A 19,607-nucleotide genomic window follows, 5' to 3' on the forward strand; every position below is an offset into this window, starting at 1 on the left:
ATCAATCCTTTTTATAAACCCAATGATTCATTAACAGCCAGCTCAATCCAACGCTAACCGGAATACAAATAATCTGCCCTACATATGGACTCAACGAGCAATACTTTGTCAACGCAGAGAGCAGCGCCGCATTGATGGCGTAAATAATAGCGTACGCAGCGACAAACTTGGCAAATATGCGCCATTGAACTTCTGTTTGAAAAACCAGACGTCCAAAGCTGAAATAATTAAAAATCACGCCGGCAATGGTCGCCAGCATCAGCGCAACCAGATATTGCACCGATAACCATAACAGCCCGGAGAAAACTGCATAACCAAAAAGTGTGTTGAGTACCCCCGTCACCAGGAAGCGCACTACTTTGGGGTCGCGCCATTTCACGACGTCAGAGCTCACGCCACGCCCCCGGACATATCCAGCGCCGCGCGCATCTCCATGAGCACGCCTTCCAATGAGGTCAGCTGTGGCTGATAAGCAAACTGTGCCGCTCGTCTGTTACGCGAATAATAATGCGCCTTGCTACCCGTCGCATTGATACTGACTGCCGCCTGCGTCACCTCGTAACGCAAGCCGAAGGCCTCATGTAACGCTGTCAGCAATTGAGACTTGTCAACCGGTGCCAGCGTATAGCAATCGACGGCGTCATTCGTCAACGGTGCGCTGAGCAAAGCCTGTACCAACCGATAAAAGTCGGCTGGATGCAGGTAGTCGCGCACCATATAATCTGACTTGGTCAGCAATACACTGCGATCACGAATCGCGCGCAGCATGTCGCTAATCAGGAATCTCGCCGACATATCCTGCGTCCGGCTAAAGTAATTGAATACCCGGATATCAATAATAGGCAACGATGGCTGGGCACGATGGCAACATTCTGCGTACAACTTGGCCATGCCATACCAATCCTGCGGTTGCAGATGATTGATCGGTACGCGTGCCATCACGTCGTCGTCCGCTGGTTGAGCGAACACATCACCATATGCTGCCCCGCTGCTCAGAAAGAGATACCTGCACGTGGAATGCTTGCGTACATATGCGAGTGCCAGTTGGTCATAGGTTTGCGTAACGTCAAGAATGGACGCCCCCATGGCTGCCGCCTGTGCAGGATTTCCTACGCCAACAAAGTTAAGCAGCGCATCAAAATGTAAATCGGCATTAAATGCGGAAAAATCGGCAACAACATAGCGCCGCGGGAGGCCGACCGCGGCAAGCCACTGCAGGACGATATCCGGTCGCCGTGCATACAACACCAGTTCGTCATCGCTGTGTTCGGCAAAGGAGCGAACCAAATCCTGCGCAATCTGGCTCGTTGCTCCTAAAATCGCAATTTTCATTACTTAATCCGCAGCAAGATAGGTATGAATACGTTGTTCGATCGATGCACGATCCAAACCATGCTCTTTCAACAAATACTCATAGGTACCGCAATGGTGCGAAAAGCGATCATTGACGCCAATACGCAGTACGCGCACCGGTGCCAGCTCTGCGGAGATTTCCGTAATGACCGATCCCAAACCGCCCAGGACCGAATGCTCTTCCAGCACGATCACCGTTCTGTAGCGACGGCAGATTTCGGTGACCTGCTCGGTATCAATCGGCTTGATGAATGGGGCACTCCAAACCGCCGCATCAGGATAGGACGCAGCCGCGATATCGGTTGCGGTGCGCAACAAGGCACCGGTAGCGATAAACGCGACATTGTCCGAGCAACCAGGGCGTACGGGCAGCAGTGCGCCCACTTTCGCTTGCACGGCATGAGCATGCACGTCGCCACGGTCGGATTTCCCCATGCGCAAATACACAGGCAGCTTGGATTCGTAAGCGTTATCCATGCATAAAGTAACTTCGAAGCGATCTGCCGGCGAATACACTGCTAGGTCGGGAATAGCACGCGTACACGCGACATCCTCGGTCGACTGATGGCTGGTACCCAGATGACTGTACACAAAACCGGCGCCATCACCGATAAAAATAACCGGTAGCTGATCGTGCGCAACATCCAGCTTGATCTGCTCGACGACGCGCACAGGAATGAAGGCGCTCAAGCCATACACAAAGGGCCTGAAACCGGCGCGAGCCAGGCCTGCTGCCATGCCAACCATATTTTGCTCTGCAATGCCCGCATTAATGTACTGAGCCGGGCAGGCCTTGCGAAAATCATCAAACAAGGCATAGCCATGATCGCCCGTCAGCAACAAGACATTCGGGTCGGCCTTCGCAATACGTACCAGCGCTTCTGAAAAAGCGGCCCTCATGCTGCCACTCCCGTTACGGCAGCAACGGCGGCTGCGTGAGTTTCAGCATTGAGCCGTGTGTAGTGCCACATATTATTATGTTCCATAAACGGTACACCCTTGCCTTTGACTGTTTTCGCAATAAGCGCCTTTGGCGCAGGCGAAGCACTTGCCCAGAGTTGAGCAACAGCCTCTGCAATTGCCTTCTCGTCGTGGCCGTCTATTGTCAATGTTTCAAAACCGAAACTTTTGAATTTTGCATCCAGTGAGCCTAGCTTGAGTACTTCTTCCGTCGTGCCCATTGCTTGAAAACCGTTTTCATCGATGATCAACATAAAGTTTTTCAACTCATGATGCGCGGCGAACATGGCCCCTTCCCAAATCGGTCCTTCGTTCAATTCCCCGTCACCAACCAAGGCATAAACCTTTTGATCCGTGGCACGTAACTTGGCCCCCATCGCCAAGCCCACACCCACGGAGAAACCATGGCCCAGCGAGCCCGATGTCACTTCCAGTCCAGCAATGCGCGAATCGGACAGACCTTTCAATTCACTGCCATCGGCAAAATAGCCGGTAAATGCGGACTCTTCCAACCAACCCAGTTCGCGCATGCAGGCATATTGCGCCATCACACCGTGTCCCTTGCTAAGCACAAGGTAATCACGTCCTGGCGAGCGCGGATTATTCCCCGGATAACGGAGGAAATCCCGGTACAACACTGCGAGAATATCAACGATGGAAAAAGCACAGCCGATATGCACCGTGGCACCAGCATGGGCCATGTCCAGCACCGTCTTGCGCAGGACTCTGGCATCAAAAGATTTTGGAGGGGACATTGTCATATCCGATTAGAAATTTACACCGAAGAATTCTTCCAATTTACCCACCGTAAAATCCAGCATTTCACGCGTCAGGCCAGGGAACACGCCGATCCAGAACGTATCGTGCATGACACGGTCGGTATTGGTCAGCTCGCCCGACACGCGGAAGTTACGGCCGATCATGTACGGCTGGCGCGTCAGGTTACCGGCGAACAGCAGGCGGGTACCGATTTTGTGCTGATCCAGGTAGGTCAGCAAGTCGACACGGCTGACGTTCGCTTCCGGCTTCAGGGTCAACGGGAAACCAAACCACGATGGGTCCGAGTTTTCAGTCGCTTCAGGCAAGATCATGAATTCCGCACAGGATTGCAGACGATCTTTCAGGTAAGCAAAATTATCCTTGCGTGCCTGAACGAAGCCAGCCGCGCGGTCGAGCTGCGCCACGCCGCAGGCTGCCTGCATGTCGGTAATCTTGAGGTTGTAGCCCAGGTGCGAATAGGTGTACTTGTGATCATAGCCTTCCGGCAGGGTGCCCAGCTTGCAGCAGAAACGCTGGCCGCAGGTATTGTCCTTGCCCGGCGCGCAGTAGCAGTCGCGGCCCCAGTCGCGGAACGATTCGGCGATCGTCTTGAGGTCGGGATCGTTCATGAACACGGCGCCGCCCTCACCCATGGTGATGTGATGGGCAGGATAGAAACTCATGGTGCCAATGTCGCCGAAGGTGCCGACCATCTGGCCGTTATAGGTCGAACCGAGGGCATCGCAGCAATCCTCGATCAGCCACAGCTTGTACTTCTTGCACAGCGCGACGATGACTTCCAGGTTGTACGGATTGCCCAGCGTATGCGCCAGCATGATGGCCTTGGTCTTCGGCGTAATGGCCGCCTCGATCAACGAGGCATCGATATTGTAGGTACCCAGTTCCACGTCCACGAACACGGGCACGGCGCCAAACTGCAGGATCGGGTTGACGGTCGTCGGGAAACCCGCCGCCACGCCGATGACTTCGTCGCCTGGCTGGATCGCGCGCGCACCCAGTTTGGGCGAGGTCAGCGTGTTGAACGCCACCAGATTGGCCGACGAACCGGAGTTTACGGTAATCAGGAATTCCACACCGATCAGCTTTGCCAGGCGCTTCTCGAACTCATCGTTGAAACGGCCAGTGGTCAGCCAGGCATCCAGCGAAGCGTCGACCATCATCTGCATTTCTTCAGCACCCACAACTTTGCCGGCGGGTGGAACAACGGTGACACCTGGCTCGAATGGACGCGGGGCACTGGCCAGCGCGCCATATTGGGCGACGAGGGCACTGATTTGTTCGCGGAGTTGTTCTTTGGTTTGTTGTGGAGCTGTCATGATGATAACCTTGCTTGTATATTGATAATTATTAATTATTGATGTTCTGGTACGACTGGATCTGCGCCATGGTCAGGCTGCGCACGTCCGCACCGGCCTGCCGCTGCTTCGACCATTCAATGATCATTTGCAATGCCGCTTCCAGACGCAGGGCTGGCTGCCAGCCAAGATGCGCACGGACTTTCGAAATGTCCAGCTTCAGATAAGTCGCTTCATGCGGATGCTCGCCGCCGTCATTTTGCCACAACGCGCCGTCGCCCCATAAAGCGGTCATCTTCTCGACGATCCAGCCGACCGGCTTGGCGTCATCCTCGTTCGGACCGAAGTTCCATCCCTCGGCGAATGCGGCACCATCCTGGTACAGGCGTTCGGCCAGCGTCAGGTAGCCGCGCAACGGTTCCAGCACGTGCTGCCATGGGCGCACGGAATTCGGATTGCGAATGTTGACAGTGCGACCTTGCTCGAAAGCGGACAAGATATCGGGAATCAAACGGTCCAGCGCCCAGTCACCGCCACCGATGACATTACCGGCGCGCACGGTCGCCAGCGCAACGCCATGCTGGTCGTATTGCCGCGCATTGAAATACGAAGAGCGGTAGGCGGACGTCACCAGCTCGGCGCATCCCTTGCTGCTGCTGTAGGGATCATAGCCGCCCATCGGCTCGTTTTCGCGGTAGGCCCAGACCCATTCGCGGTTTTCATAACACTTGTCGGTGGTGATGTTCACCACCGCCTTGATGCCTGGCGACATGCGCACGGCTTCCAGCAAATTGACCGTTCCCATGACGTTGGTGGCATAGGTTTCGACCGGCTCGGCATAGGAATAGCGCACCAGCGGCTGCGCCGCCATGTGGAAGACGATTTCCGGGCGATGCTCGGCAAACACCGCCTGCAAGGCAGCCAGGTCGCGGATATCGCCGATCACGCTGGTCATGCCTTCGGCGACACGCGCCTCCTCGAACAGGCTCGGCTGGGTAGGCGGCGCCAGCGCATAGCCCACCACGTTGGCCCCCATCGATTGCAGCCAGAGCGACATCCAGCTGCCTTTGAAGCCGGTATGGCCAGTCAGCAGCACGCGCTTACCGCGCCAGAAATCCACATTCATTTTTTCACCTTCCAGGGCGCCTCGCCGGACTGCCACAATTCTTCCAGATACATCTTGTCGCGCAAGGTATCCATCGGCTGCCAGAAACCATGATGCTGGTACGCGGCCAGATCACCTTCGTCAGCCAGGCGTTCGAGCGGTTCGCGTTCCCAAATGGTCTTGTCGCCCTCGATATAGTCGAGTACCGACGGTGACAGCACGAAAAAGCCGCCATTGATCATCGCGCCATCGCCCTTCGGCTTTTCCATGAAGCTGTTGACCTTGCTGCCGCGGATATCCAGCGCACCGAAGCGCCCTGGCGGCACGGTGGCCGTCAGCGTCGCCTTGACCTTTTGCGCTTTATGGAAAGCGATCAGTTCGCTGATATTCACGTCGCTGACGCCATCGCCGTACGTGAGGCAGAAAGCCTCCTCGTCCTTCACATAGTCCGCCACCCGCTTCAGGCGGCCGCCGGTCATGGTTTCTTCGCCCGTATCGACCAGGGTTACTTTCCACGGTTCCGCATAACGCTGATGCACTTCCATCTTGTTATGTTCCATGTCAAAGGTCACATCCGACATGTGCAGGAAATAGTTGGCAAAATATTCCTTGATTACATAGCCCTTGTAGCCGCAGCAGATCACGAAATCATTCACGCCATGCGCGGAATAAGTTTTCATGATGTGCCAAAGAATAGGCTTGCCACCGATTTCGACCATTGGCTTTGGTCGCACCGAGGTTTCTTCACTGATCCGCGTACCGAGGCCTCCGGCAAGAATAACTGCTTTCATTTTTATCCCCACAACAATACTCATTAAAAATTAGCGCAAATAATTTCCCCAATAAAAAAATAGAAAATTAAATAACTTTACGCCTTTTTACAAAAAACAAAAATACAAAATAAATTATCGATATTACTTATCAAAAGAAACAACATTGATGGAGTTTTTTAAGTTCACCATGGCAGCATCACGACTTTTTTTGAAATACTCATTAGAATTATTAACATCCAAAGAAATTGCACGATCAAAATACATAATCGCTTCCGCATACTTTTTCTGCCCAACCAATGCGTTCCCCAAAAAGAAACTCGGATAGGGATTTTCTGGCACTGAAGCGGTTGCCAGCTTCAATATCTTCTCCGCCTCAAGAAAATTACCATACTCCAGAAGTGCCTCTCCAATTTTCAACTGAACAACACCATTCGGCTCATCCTTGGAACGTGCCTGGATAATACTCAGAAGCTGAGGATAAATTAGAAAAATCTCCTTTTGTACATCTTTGACATCGATGACTGACAGACGTTTATTTATATCCTCCTCCTTGAATTTTCCTAATGCCTTTCCGTCTTTAGAAAAAGTCCAGACTTCCGAATACGCCGATAAATCTGCCGGAGGATCAATAATAAATTTTACTCGCGAATCATGAACATCCATAGGTTTTTTTGCATAGCGCATCACGTCATAATAAGTATCACGCCAGTACGGCTTACTCTGCAAGGATAATGGCTGTTCAAATGGACTAAAAGGAAATACCAATCCAGTTACCAAAATTTTTCGCCCGGGTCTATAGTCTGCAATTGCATACTCACGCAACCCTGTCAATAAATCACGCTGAATATGTTCTTGTGAAACAACCCAATCGCTACGGCCATACTCCTTCTTAAGCGACATTGGGACATATAGCACCGCCATGCCTAATGCAATCTGTCCTGCCACCTGCCAATTCACCTTCAGGCTAAATATATATATAAGTGGCAAAAGTGCAAAATATGAAACCGCCCAAGAATAACCACTATAGTGGTGATCAGGCAAAAGGGAATTAGGCAACAACAATACAGCTACTGCACCGAATAAAAGTATCGCAACTTTACGTGCAAGTGGATTTACTTTTCCATAAAATATCATAAAGAAAATAGATAGAAGGAAAATTCCCCCTCCAACTGCCCCAAACGCTTCACGCATATATGTACGCCATTCGCGCCATATTGAAGCTGGCGAAACAACAACATTATAGGAGCTAGACGCCCCTCCCATAAATTGAGAACCAATGAGAGCGTTATAGCCGAGAGCTAGGATCAGTGCGATACATACCAGTAGCGCTGCTAGGCGTGCACGAGGTTCAAACCATGCAATTCCTACCGCAAGCAAGCACACTGCTACACCGAAATTTTCCTTGCACAAAAATGCCAACAAGGCAGTAATGCCAATAACAGCACTATTCTTCCGATCAAGGGTTGCTGCATTACGATACCAATACCATGCGCCAAAAAGCAAAACCAAATACGCAAATTGAGATAAGGCATCATGCGTATAGAACTGATAAAAATAGGGGTGTGAATATGCAAAATAAACATATAAACAGTATGCAACAAGATAACGCCACCCCATTTGTATTTTAAAAATCCGTCTAAACAACATCGCAGTAAGAGCAAAATTTAGCAATACTACGAAAACAACTATAGCAATAGACGCGGTGATCCCGAAGATTCCACTTGCATTAAACAACATAAACCCGAATGGACGTGGCCATCCAATATAAGAAAACCCCCACATTGGTGATTGAAACATAGCCGCTGCCATATAATAATCAGTATGATTAGGCAGCAATGGCGAATAATATCCAGGGTAAACATAGAGAAGCGCAATTGCATGAATCAATGCCCCTGCGACTAGCATGAAAAATAATTCAACAATCGACACGCGCGAACACTTTTCGAAAAACTTAACTCTCAAGTTCGTTGAATGCATTACACCTCCATACATATCAGGATTTTTTTCACCATTCAACTTTTTTAAAGAAAATGCATTACGACCCAATGCAATAAATTTACTCTCAACAAAACTCCAGGAAATCCAGGCAAATACAATTGCCAAAAGAGCCGAAATCAACTGATTGAAATAAACACTCTCGTTTGGAAAATAATGAAATACTACTTGTTGAACAGGAAATCCATATAGATAAATCCCGTAAGACAAATCTGATTTCAATCTCAGCTTCTTCACCGACTCCAGAGCTGAAATCCATAATATGGTGTAGAAAAGTGCAATATAAAAAACAGGGATTAAAACACCTTGCGGTATAGCAGTCACGGGGTTTTTTGCCAGGAAAAATATCACCCATGCACATACTACTCCGTAGGGATGAATTAATACTTTCTCTTTATATACGGCAGCCAATGCGCCTAGCGCAAAACATCCTGGCAGATATCGTGCCTCTTCTCCGCCACCGAAGATGGTATTGGCCGCCGCACCAAAAAACGAAACGAAAACAATACTAAATAAAGCCATGGAAAAAAGATGACGTCTCTGAACCAGCCCAAAAAGTGAAGCTAGCGCAAGCACAATGTAGAACTTAAATTCTACTGGCAATGTCCACAATGAACCATTCAGACCATACTGATGATCCATCAGAACACCGGCGGGACGCCAGCGAATATCAAGCAGTGTAATATTTCCAAAAAAATAGCCGATTGTTTCGCGACTTACCAGATACTCACGCAGAGGCAACGTCGTCAAAATCAGCCCGAATATGCTGATAGATAAAAAAATACAAAGTATCAGCCCTGGGAAAACACGCAACGCACGGCGCGTCAAAAATTTGATGGGAGAGGAATCCTTTAACAGACTATCTGTGACTAACAGACCGCTAAGAAAGAAAAAGAATTTAACTGCCAACGATCCCGAGTAATCAAAATGCAAAATCCCCAACAATGGATCTTGCAGATTTTTCTCGCCGACAATCGGATACGCGTGACCAACAATAACCATCAATGCAGCGATTAAACGCATGATGTCGAAATTGTTATTTCCTCTAAGCAGCAATTTGGAAATAGTTAACCGGCCTGGCAAATTTAACATTTTCAATGCATTCTTTATTATATGAAATTATTATATATACTTAAAATAAGGCAACTAGAGACTCGTAGCGATATTTGAAAAATTTTCGATTAGCAGTGTCGCCGTGCTGCTAGTCGAAAATATCGACTGGCAATTATCTATTAAGAGATAGCGTTTTTTCACTCCTGCACTCAGCGCAGCTTGCATATCAGTCTCACTATCACCTATCATTATCGAAGAATCAACATCCAAACCATGCTTCTCGGCTGCCGTCAGTATCATTCCGGGTTGCGGTTTTCGGTTGAAACTGTCCCTTTTATATTCCCCTACACCGTGCTCCGGATGAAACGGGCAATACAGCACCTCGGTAATCGTGACACCCTCTGCGGCAAAGCGGCCAACCATCCACGTGGTCAGCACTTGGAAGTCCTCTTCCGTATAGTAGCCGCGGCCGATGCCCGCCTGGTTCGTGACGACGATGATCAGATAGCCGGCCTGCTGGGCGGCACGGCACAGGTCAAAGATGCCGTCGATAAAATGAAAATCCTCGATACGGTGGGTGTAGCCCGAGTCGTGATTGATCACGCCATCGCGATCGAGGAACAAGGCGCGCCGCTTTTCCATCAAATCTCCGCCAGCATGCTTTGCGCCAGGTCGTAATCCTCGGGCACTCCGATATCAATGAACAGCCCTTGCGTGACGAAGCCACCGACTGATGTCGTCTGCACGGCAGGGATGAGGAACTCCGTTTCGAGCGAGAATGGCTGCCCCAGCGGAAATGCGTCGAGCGCTGCCGCAGGCAGCACGTAGCAGCCGGCATTGATCAAGCCGGGTCCCGCCGCACCTTTTTCACGAAAGGCAACAATATGGCTTTGCGCCAGATCCACACGGCCAAAACGCGCCGTATCTTCCACTGCGCGCACGACGATCTGCACTTTCTGGGTGGCTTGCCATTGGCGCTCCAGCTCGGCCACCTCCAGGTCCAGATAGGTATCGCCGTTGAACACATACACGTGATCGCTACGGCAGTGGCCAATGGCGGCACGCACGGCACCGCCCGTGTTGAGCGGCGTCGTTTCGATCTCGTACACCAGTTCCATGCCGCAGAACTCACGGCCGAAATGACTGACAACCTTCTCCGCCATGAAGCCCAGCGACAAGATGACCCGGGTAAAGCCTTTGGCGGCCAGGGTCCTCAGCAGAATTTCAAGGAAAGGGCGCCCGGCAACGGGCGCCATCGGCTTGGGCAAGTCCGGCACGACGGCGCGCAGCCGGGTACCGAAACCACCCGCGAGAACGATCGCTTCCATCAATTCGGCGCGGTGAAAATCGCGTTCTCGACAAGACCGCAAATAGTATGCCCCAGCACCAGATGGCCTTCCTGGACTTTCGGGGTATCCGGCGATGGCACCTCCAGCAAATGGTCGCACAGCTCGCGCATTGGGCCTCCGCGGTTACCGGTCAGGCCGATGCAAATCAGGCCGCGCGCGCGCGCTTCCTGGAAAGCCAACAGGATGTTCGGCGACTTGCCCGAGGTCGAGTAGCCGATGAACACGTCGCCCTTGTTGCCGTGGGCTTGCACCTGGCGCGAGAACAGCTTTTCATAGCCATAATCATTGCCGATGGCGGTCAGGATGGACGTGTCGGTGGTCAGCGCGATCGCCGGCAAGCCTGGACGATCAAACATGAAGCGGCTGACAAACTCGCCCGCGATATGCTGCGCATCGGCGGCACTGCCGCCATTGCCGGCCAACAAAATACGTCCGCCGTTTTGCAGCGATGTAATGCATGCTTGCGCTGCTGCCAGCGTGGCTTCCTGCAATGGCTGATCAGCCAGCATGGCAGTCATCACGCGCTGCGATTCCTCGATCTGCTTCTGAATATACTGTTTCATTAAACTCTCCATGCCTGTGTACCGTTTTTGGTGAAATGACAATTGCTGACTTGACCATCGAAACGGCTCAAGGTTCGCACCACGTCCATGCGCTTGTCAGGCGGCACGAAGAACATCATGAAGCCACCGCCACCGGCACCCGACACTTTGCCGGCCAGCGCCCCTGCGGCGATGGCGGCGTTATAAATTTCTTCGATATGTGGAGTTGATACCGTCTTGGCTGAACGCTTTTTGCTTTCCCAACCTTGCCGCATCGAATCGACAATCCCATCGAAATCGCCACGAAGCAAACACTCCTTCATGACCAATGCCTCACGCTTAATACCATGCATCGCATCTTTTGCCTCGACAGTACCGGAGAGCACGTTCGCGCTTTGATCCGCGATAATCTTGGCAGACTCCCGCGATACCCCTGTATAAAACAGCAGCAGCGAAGCCTCCAGCTCACAGATAATCCAATTCTTGATACGTAAGGGATTGACTACGGCACGCTCGTCGGCGTAGAACTCCATGAAATTGAAGCCACCAAACGTGGCGGAGTATTGATCCTGCCGCCCCCCCTGCAAACCACAGTCAACGCGCTCGATGCGAAACGCCAGATGTGCAATCGCATAGTCATCCAGCGGCAGATTAAGCAATTCGGCAAAAGCACGAATCATCACGACAACCAACGTCGAGGAAGAACCCAGCCCAGAGCCTGCCGGTGCATCGCAGAATGTACTGAGTTCAATTGCCATCGGCACGCCAGCGTTGTAGTGCTGGATCATGTGCTTGTATACCGCCATATGCAAACGCAGTTCACCATCCACTGGCAATGCCTCGCCGATCACAAACGATACTTTTTCTTGCTGATCAGTGGCAACAAAGCGAACCTGCGGTTCATCTAACGTCTTGATCACAGCATAAGCATAGCGATCAATGGTTGCGTTCAGTACATACCCTCCATGGAGATCGCAGAAGGGGGAAACGTCGCTGCCGCCACCAGCAAGGCCAAGACGCAAAGGTGCCCGGGCACGTATAATCATAACGATCCCTTCATATGCATAGGCAAAATAAAAGCTACAGTGCGCGCTTCAGTTGTTGCCGCGCTGTCCAAAAAAAATAATGTCATGATTGAGCTACTACAGATAGATAAATTTGATCGTGTTCAATTCTGAATAGCCCAGCGGTTCTGAATACGTAGTTAGCCAAGAACCGTTGGGTATGTTTGTGATACAGGTCATTTTGGCGCAATTGCCAAACGCGGCAAATCAATATCGTTCAGGATGCGTTCCAGGTTTGCCTCTCCTGCAGCCAGCCCCCACGCCTGCTCGGAAAAAATGATTCCTGATCTTGAAACATGATTCCATAAGGATTCATCTTCATATAAGCGGGCAATAACTTCTGCATACAACTGCGGATCATCTGCGACGAAAATATTTTCACCATCCGTCAAGCCCATGCCCTCCGCACCAAGTTCCGTGGCGACCGTGGGCAAACCTGCTGCCATCGCGGTACCGATCTTCCCTTTCACGCCCGCACCATAACGCAATGGTGCAACAGCAACACGCATACGGTTCAAATAACTGGTCAGGTCCGGGATGAAGCCAGAAATTATAACATCGTCACCTGCCAAGGCATGGATCTCCGCAGTCGGCTTGCTGCCAACGACAAAGAACCGTATTCCCGGCAATAACGGACGTAACCGCGGCATGACTTCCGCGACAAAATGTTGAACGGCATCAATATTAGGCGGATGCTGGAAACCACCGACAAAGACAATATCGTTACGTTGCGAAAATGGAATATCAGTTCCGGGAATATCCAGAATCAGTGGCAATACATGCAATTTCTGATCAGGCAAGTCCGTACGCAGCACTTCCATCTCTGCTGGACTGACCAGAATGGATGCGTCTACCGCACGCATCGCTGCCAGCTCGATTTGTTTCATCTCAAGCGCAGCAGTTTTCTTGTCCGAATTATTTTGTAACGCGGCCTCACGCAACATGCGCAGATAATGTAAATCATGCGTATAGAACAACACCTTCGCTTGAGGCGCATACTTTCGTACAGCCTGTAAATGCTTTTGCACTACAGCAGGACGGAACAGGAACGCCAAATCATAGCGGCTGCCAGATTCGATCAAATGTTGTTCGACTGAATTTTGATATGGATGATATAAAACCTCGATACCCACACGCTGCAACAAGGTGGTGTAATCCGACATATACAAGAAATTGTCTTCAGGAATAAATGTCACCTGATAGCCCATATTGCGCAACAAGAGCAGAATATTGAACACGCTTACCGAGCCAGCATCCTGATCTGGCGTTGGTGTGCAATGCTCCAGTACCAGCACGCGACGCTGCGCCATTCTATCTTTTGCAGCATCTACATCAATACCATTTTCCTGGTGATGTGCCAGGCGATGCTTCCAGCGCTGGAACAGCTTTTTGCTATTTTCAATCTGATAAGCCTTGGCACCCTGGCCACCAGTATCCGTTCCTGATGTGATGCCTTCATGATGAATCACGACCGACATTGGTTGATACAGAACGCTATAGCCGGCATCACGAATTTTCAACGCGAGGTCGGAATCTTCACAATAGGCAGGTAAATAATGTTCATCAAACCCGCCCAGCTCTTCAAACAGGGGGCGCGGTACCATAATGGACGCACCCGAGCAGTAATCAACCTCGCGGGCATAGTTATACACCGGTAACGATGCATTTTGATTGCGACCAAAGTTCCAGGCACTGCCATCTTTCCAAATGATGCCGCCAGCCTCCTGCAGGCTACCATCCGGGTAGATCAGTTTGGAGCCGACAAAACCCACGTTGGAGAACAGGTGGAAAGTATTAAGCAATTCATCCAACCAACCGTGAATCACTTCCGTATCATTATTAAGGAAATACAGATACTTCCCGGTAGCGGCTTTCGCACCGATGTTGCACGAACGAATGAAACCTTGATTTTTTTCATTGAGCAGCAGGCGCACTCCACGAACCTGCTGCAGGATTTCCGCAGATCTATCGGGGGAACAATCATCCACCACAATGACTTCAAACGAAGCCCGCGGCAGCTGTGCTGCAATCGACATCAGGCAACGCAAAGTGTAGTCGCACTTCCCGTAAATCGGGATGATCACCGACACCAGCGGCGCATCAAAGACGGGCAGCTCGATACTGCGCGCGACGGTGTCGAAATCATGTGCTTCGATGGTTGCGGCAGTGGACACATGCTCTACGGAAACACCGATAGTTTGATCAGCAGCAATACGGAATAACCGTGGCAAATGTTTTTGTAGTAAGAATCTGTGCTGTATGCGAGTGCTGACACTGATAGGCAAACGTGTATAACCACGCTTGGCAAGCTGAACAGCGCCTACAATATAGCGTTTACTCTGCATTACAGGCGCACTCACCCAGCGCCGCGCCTCGCGTAGCGGCTTGGTCATGCGCCAGGAGTTGGTATTGACGATTTGCTTCAAGGCATCGCGCGCGTCTTTAACCTCAGCGTCAAGCCGCTGGCCCCACTCTCCGCGCCGCACGGTTTCTTCTATCAACGAAGATATATGCTGATGACAGTATTCGAGCTCATGCTTCAAATCCAGAATAGCCTGGTCGCGGCTGTGCGCAAGGCTGTCATCACTGGAACGCAGTCGCTCCAGTATGCGAGCATTATGCGTTGCCGTAACGGCTTGGGCGTCCGAATCAATTTTATCGTGCAAGCCGCGCATCAGGGCCAAGCCTTCGTCGCGCTCGGCAAGGCGTTCACGCAACTGTAGCAGAACGCTATCCCGATCGGCAAGCAGTTGACGCTGCGACAGCATCTCGCTATTCAGGTTGGCAATGGTGCCAACCTGGCTCTGTAATTGCTGCTCGCATTCAGCCTGGCGCGCCTGTAGCGTCTTGATGAAGTCGAGGTGCTCTTCAGCATCGTGCTGCATGCGGCGAATATGGCCATCGCGCTCTGCCACTGCTTCATCCTGCGCCTTGGCCCACTTTGCGAAACCGACATATTGCTTGATCAGATCCTGTTTTCCTGGATGAACAAACGACGTCATGCCCACGCCGGTTTCCGGTAGAAGGTTTTCCGACGCAGCGCAGATAGCCAGGAAATACACGGGATCTTGCATCAGACCGCTACCATTCTGTATCGTTCCCGCCTCCATGTGCCAGGCACGCAATGCATCGGGCCCGCTGCTCAGGGGTTGAATCATTGAGCCCATCAGCATGCGCTGCCCCAGATAGCGCACCGCCGGAAACTGGGCTTTCAGCAAAGCGTCAAATTCCGCGAAATCCAACTCCTTGACATGAAACTCGTTATGCTCGCCGCTCTCTTCGGAATACACAGGGCGATTCGGCGAAGAAATGACCAGCATGCCTTCAGGGCGCAATACACGGCGCAGCTCCGCCACCATTTCAACCTGCCCGGCCAGATGCTCAATTGTCTCAAATGAGACCACCATATCAAAAGACGCGTCGGCAAAAGGCAAGGCGGTGGCACTACCTTCCAGGTAGGTCAAATTCGGTTTGACGTAGGTAGCCTCTGCATGCAGCACGGCTTCGCTGGAAATATCCACACCAGTAACGGCAACAGCCACCTCGGCCAGCATCGACGAGCCATACCCCTCGCCACAAGCGACATCGAGCACGTGCTTGCCAGCCACCAGATCCCGTACCACCGCATAGCGATGATAGTGTTCAAGCTGAATTTTTCCTTCTTCAGTGGGAATAAACCGCTCACCTGTAAAACGCATCTTATTCAATCTCCAAACTAATTCTTGTCATTGGCAAGCCAATCAAACCAAAGCACGCCGAACTGGCGTGAACGCGCACTATCAGCGCATCGTGCAACCAGTGATGCTGGACATGCTCGTCCTGCGTACCGTCGGCGATAGCAGGCGAAATACTGTAATCGCCCGAGGGCAGCACGGGAAGACGGAACTCGAACCGTGCGGTCAGTTCCGTACCCGCAGCAGCAGCCACCGGACTATTTTTATAAACCAGAAAGGTGTTATCGGCAAAGATCACTTGCCCGAGCCTGTCCTTGAATTGGAAACCGATAATGGGGCGCAGAATATCGCTCTGGGCAAGACAGCGAATTTCCAATACTACTTCCTCGCCACCGACGATCCACGACAATGGCGCACCACTTGGTTCAAGCAAACGCACCGAGAAGATTTTTGCCTCGCCTGTGCCAAAGCCAGCCTGATCTGGATCAAACTGAAACACCTCGATATCGTTGCGCAAGGTAGAACCATTAAATAGCGAAGCACGCATGTCCACATGGGGCAGTTCCATTGCTTTTGCCCGCGTTACCGCCACGACGTCGCTCCCGGCCTTGGCTCGCGCAGCTTCGGTCGTCGACTCATACAAGGTCGCCAGATAATGCTCGATGACTTCCTTGGGTGTGCCTTCCTCCTTGAACTCGCCACGCTCCAGCAATACCGCCTTGTTACACAAATTCACGACGGCGCCCGTGTCGTGGCTAACGAACAGAACGGTGCCATTCTTCATGAAGTTACGCATGAAGCGCATGCACTTCTGTGTAAAGAAGGCATCTCCCACCGCAAGCGCCTCATCAACGATGAGGATATCGGCGTCAACGTGGGCAATGACGGCAAATGCCAGGCGTACCATCATGCCGCTGGAATACGTTTTGACTGGCTGTTCGATGAAGCTGCCGATGTCGGCGAAACTCACGATGGCATCGAAACGCGCATCGATTTCATCGTTGTTCAGGCCCAATACAGAAGCATTCATATAGACGTTTTCACGCCCCGTGAATTCCGGATTGAAGCCAGAACCCAGCTCCAGCAATGCGGCAATGCGACCATTCGTCTGCACCGTGCCACTCGTGGGACTCAAGGTTCCGCAGATCATCTGCAGCAGCGTTGACTTGCCGCTGCCATTGCGTCCGATAATGGCAAAGGTCTCGCCTTTTTTTATCTCGAAGGAGACATTCTTGAGTGCCCAGAATTCGCGGAAATACTGTTTTTTCTTCAGGCCAGCACGGCTCCACAGGCGCGGCAGCACGAATTGCTTCAGACGATCACGGGGATTGTCATAAATTTCATAGCACTTGCTGAGGTTTTCAACCCGAATAGCAATTTCCTCAGAGGACATCCGCAAAACCCTTTCTGGTCTTTTGAAACCAGACAAAACCAATCAAGGCGATCAATATTGCAACCACCGTATATACAAGCAAGCCAGCCCAATCCGGCATATGCCCCCAAACCAGCACATCGCGTGCCTGCTCAATAATAAATGTCATAGGATTGGCCATGATAAAAGGCTTGAGCGACGCAGGAACCGCACTGACAGGATAAAACACCGGTGCCAGAAACATCAGCACGGTGGTGATGACACCAATAAATTGGCCGACGTCGCGCAAGAAAACGCCAAGCGATGCCAAAATCCAGACGATGCCGAGCGTTAGTATGACCAAAGGCAGCAAGACCAGCGGTATGAAAATCGCTGTCCACTGAAGATAGCCATTAAAAAGACCAAACGCCATCAATAAGACGGCGATGCTCACCAGGCTATGAAACAGCGCGGCGCCCAGAGTCACGACAGGTAATATCTCAATCGGAAATACCACTTTCTTGACGTAATTGGCATTTCCTAGAATCAAAGTTGGCGCCCGGTTCAGCATTTCGGAAAACAGCCCCTGAACGATCATGCCAACAAACAGCACGATGGCGAACTGGGTTTTAGTACCGTCGCCGCCAAGTCCATTCCAGCGCGACTTGAAAATCTCGGAAAACACATAGGTGTAGACCAGCAGCATGAATACGGGATTAAAGAACGACCATGCCAGGCCCATCGCCGAGCCTTTGTAGCGGCCGACCACGTCGCGCTTGGTCATTTGCATGGCCAACTGCCGATTTCGCCACAAGCTTTTTGCCAAGGCAACGGGTGATGTGGGATGCGCGGCATGCGGATTGACACTCACAGCATGCTGGCTCATGCAAAGCACTCCGCAGCATCGAAACTTTTTCCGGCCTGATCTTTCGCAGACAACTGTGGTACGCCGTCCAGCGGCCAGGCTATGGCCAGTGCAGGGTCACTCCATAACAGTGAGCGCTCGAACTCAGGCGCCCAATAATCCGTTGTTTTATATAGAAATTCCGCAGTCTCGGAGAGCACCACAAAACCGTGCGCAAAGCCTGGCGGGATCCAGAACATACGCTTGTTTTCTGCGGAAAGTTCAAGACCGACGTGCTGGCCGAACGTCGGAGAGCTGCGCCGCAGATCGACCGCAACGTCAAATACCTTGCCCTGTACGACACGGACCAATTTTCCCTGTGGCTGTTGAATTTGATAGTGCAGTCCACGCAAGACATTTTTTGCCGAGCGGCTATGGTTGTCCTGGACGAAATCAACATCCAGGCCGGTCAACTCTTTAAATTGGCGCTGATTGAAACTCTCGAAAAAAAAACCGCGCTCATCACCAAAAACTTTTGGCTCCAGAATCAAAAGGTCAGGAATATGTGTGCTGATCAATTTCAACGGTGCACTCCTTCTTTCAACAAACGCAGCAAATATTGCCCATAGCCATTTTTCGCCAGCGGCGCTGCCAACTTGGCGACTTGTGCGGCATCAATAAAGCCTTTGCGATACGCAATTTCTTCCGGGCATGCAACTTTCAAACCTTGTCGATGTTCGATTGTCGCAATAAAATTACTCGCCTCGATTAAACTCTCGTGCGTGCCCGTATCCAGCCAGGCATAACCGCGTCCCATGATCTCGACGTTCAACTGCTTGCGCTCCAAGTAGATTCGATTGACATCGGTAATCTCAAGTTCCCCCCGTGCGGACGGCTTCAGACTTGCCGCAATGTCGAGCACCTGATTGTCATAAAAATACAGCCCCGTCACCGCATAGTTGCTCTTCGGTGACAATGGTTTCTCTTCCAGACTGGTCGCCTGGCCATCCTCGCCGAAATCAACCACGCCATAGCGTTCAGGATCCTGGACATGGTAGGCAAAGACCGTCGCGCCCGCAGTCTGCGAGGCGGCGCGTTCCAGTTGGCCCTGCAAATCATGGCCATAAAAAATATTGTCGCCCAGCACCAGAGCGCAAGCATCCTCGCCGACAAAATCCTTGCCAATAATGAACGCCTGCGCGAGGCCCTCTGGCTCCGGCTGCACGGCATACTGCAGATTAATGCCCCATGCACGTCCATCACCCAGCAATTGCTCAAAGCGCGGCGTATCTTGCGGTGTGGAAATGATTAATATATCGCGTATACCAGCGAGCATTAAAGTACTCAGCGGATAGTAAATCATTGGCTTGTCATACACCGGCAACAGCTGCTTCGACACAGCTTGGGTCACTGGATACAAACGAGTCCCGGAACCACCAGCGAGAATAATACCTTTGCGTTTATTCATG

The 19,607-nt window shown here is 51.5% G+C and carries 17 protein-coding genes; all 17 read right to left on the reverse strand.

The window, feature by feature from the left end; genetic code table 11:
- Window position 1 precedes the first annotated feature (1 nt).
- A complete protein-coding gene (locus GCN78_RS03800) occupies window positions 2-394 on the reverse strand; it encodes a GtrA family protein (RefSeq protein WP_193316596.1) in 393 nt (130 codons plus the stop codon).
- Entirely contained in the window at window positions 391-1,332 is a 942-nt protein-coding gene (locus GCN78_RS03805; protein ID WP_152250486.1) for an NAD-dependent epimerase/dehydratase family protein, read from the reverse strand. The genes GCN78_RS03800 and GCN78_RS03805 overlap by 4 nt, the downstream gene beginning before the upstream one ends.
- A 3-nt stretch (window positions 1,333-1,335) precedes the next feature.
- Window positions 1,336-2,253 (reverse strand): transketolase family protein, encoded by a 918-nt coding sequence (locus tag GCN78_RS03810; protein ID WP_152250487.1) that lies wholly within the window; start codon window positions 2,251-2,253, stop codon window positions 1,336-1,338.
- Window positions 2,250-3,068, reverse strand: a complete 819-nt coding sequence (locus GCN78_RS03815) for a transketolase (protein ID WP_152250488.1) — start codon at window positions 3,066-3,068, stop codon at window positions 2,250-2,252. The genes GCN78_RS03810 and GCN78_RS03815 overlap by 4 nt, the downstream gene beginning before the upstream one ends.
- A 12-nt stretch (window positions 3,069-3,080) precedes the next feature.
- Window positions 3,081-4,409 carry a lipopolysaccharide biosynthesis protein RfbH gene (gene rfbH / locus GCN78_RS03820; RefSeq protein WP_152250489.1) on the reverse strand — a complete coding sequence of 443 codons (1,329 nt, stop codon included), beginning with the start codon at window positions 4,407-4,409 and terminating at the stop codon, window positions 3,081-3,083.
- A gap of 31 nt (window positions 4,410-4,440) precedes the next feature.
- Window positions 4,441-5,514 (reverse strand): CDP-glucose 4,6-dehydratase, encoded by a 1,074-nt coding sequence (rfbG, locus tag GCN78_RS03825; protein WP_152250490.1) that lies wholly within the window; start codon window positions 5,512-5,514, stop codon window positions 4,441-4,443.
- On the reverse strand, window positions 5,511-6,284 hold the full coding sequence (gene rfbF, locus GCN78_RS03830; RefSeq protein WP_152250491.1) for a glucose-1-phosphate cytidylyltransferase: 774 nt from the start codon (window positions 6,282-6,284) through the stop codon (window positions 5,511-5,513). Before rfbF ends, rfbG begins: the two co-directional genes overlap by 4 nt.
- A gap of 123 nt (window positions 6,285-6,407) precedes the next feature.
- Complete coding sequence (locus GCN78_RS03835; RefSeq protein ID WP_152250492.1) at window positions 6,408-9,353, reverse strand: acyltransferase family protein; 2,946 nt, start codon at window positions 9,351-9,353, stop codon at window positions 6,408-6,410.
- 54 nt (window positions 9,354-9,407) lie between these two features.
- Window positions 9,408-9,956 (reverse strand): D-glycero-alpha-D-manno-heptose-1,7-bisphosphate 7-phosphatase, encoded by a 549-nt coding sequence (locus tag GCN78_RS03840; RefSeq protein ID WP_152250493.1) that lies wholly within the window; start codon window positions 9,954-9,956, stop codon window positions 9,408-9,410.
- Window positions 9,956-10,642 carry a nucleotidyltransferase family protein gene (locus tag GCN78_RS03845; RefSeq protein WP_152250494.1) on the reverse strand — a complete coding sequence of 229 codons (687 nt, stop codon included), beginning with the start codon at window positions 10,640-10,642 and terminating at the stop codon, window positions 9,956-9,958. Before GCN78_RS03845 ends, GCN78_RS03840 begins: the two co-directional genes overlap by 1 nt.
- Window positions 10,642-11,226 (reverse strand): D-sedoheptulose 7-phosphate isomerase, encoded by a 585-nt coding sequence (locus tag GCN78_RS03850; RefSeq protein WP_413465174.1) that lies wholly within the window; start codon window positions 11,224-11,226, stop codon window positions 10,642-10,644. The genes GCN78_RS03845 and GCN78_RS03850 overlap by 1 nt, the downstream gene beginning before the upstream one ends.
- Window positions 11,226-12,251 carry a GHMP family kinase ATP-binding protein gene (locus GCN78_RS03855; RefSeq protein ID WP_152250496.1) on the reverse strand — a complete coding sequence of 342 codons (1,026 nt, stop codon included), beginning with the start codon at window positions 12,249-12,251 and terminating at the stop codon, window positions 11,226-11,228. Before GCN78_RS03855 ends, GCN78_RS03850 begins: the two co-directional genes overlap by 1 nt.
- Window positions 12,252-12,445: 194 nt before the next feature.
- Window positions 12,446-15,967, reverse strand: coding sequence for a glycosyltransferase (locus GCN78_RS03860; protein WP_152250497.1), 3,522 nt, complete (start codon window positions 15,965-15,967; stop codon window positions 12,446-12,448).
- Between the two features lies 1 nt (window position 15,968).
- Window positions 15,969-17,336 carry an ABC transporter ATP-binding protein gene (locus tag GCN78_RS03865; RefSeq protein ID WP_152250498.1) on the reverse strand — a complete coding sequence of 456 codons (1,368 nt, stop codon included), beginning with the start codon at window positions 17,334-17,336 and terminating at the stop codon, window positions 15,969-15,971.
- Window positions 17,326-18,180 (reverse strand): ABC transporter permease, encoded by an 855-nt coding sequence (locus tag GCN78_RS03870; RefSeq protein ID WP_152250499.1) that lies wholly within the window; start codon window positions 18,178-18,180, stop codon window positions 17,326-17,328. The genes GCN78_RS03865 and GCN78_RS03870 overlap by 11 nt, the downstream gene beginning before the upstream one ends.
- Window positions 18,177-18,722, reverse strand: coding sequence for a dTDP-4-dehydrorhamnose 3,5-epimerase (rfbC, locus tag GCN78_RS03875; protein WP_152250500.1), 546 nt, complete (start codon window positions 18,720-18,722; stop codon window positions 18,177-18,179). The genes GCN78_RS03870 and rfbC overlap by 4 nt, the downstream gene beginning before the upstream one ends.
- Window positions 18,719-19,606: a glucose-1-phosphate thymidylyltransferase RfbA gene (gene rfbA / locus GCN78_RS03880; protein WP_152250501.1), complete on the reverse strand. Its 888-nt coding sequence runs from the start codon at window positions 19,604-19,606 to the stop codon at window positions 18,719-18,721. The genes rfbC and rfbA overlap by 4 nt, the downstream gene beginning before the upstream one ends.
- Between the last annotated feature and the right edge of the window lies 1 nt (window position 19,607).

The organism is Janthinobacterium rivuli, from assembly GCF_009208735.1.
In the GTDB taxonomy this organism is placed as follows: Bacteria; Pseudomonadota; Gammaproteobacteria; order Burkholderiales; family Burkholderiaceae_D; genus Janthinobacterium.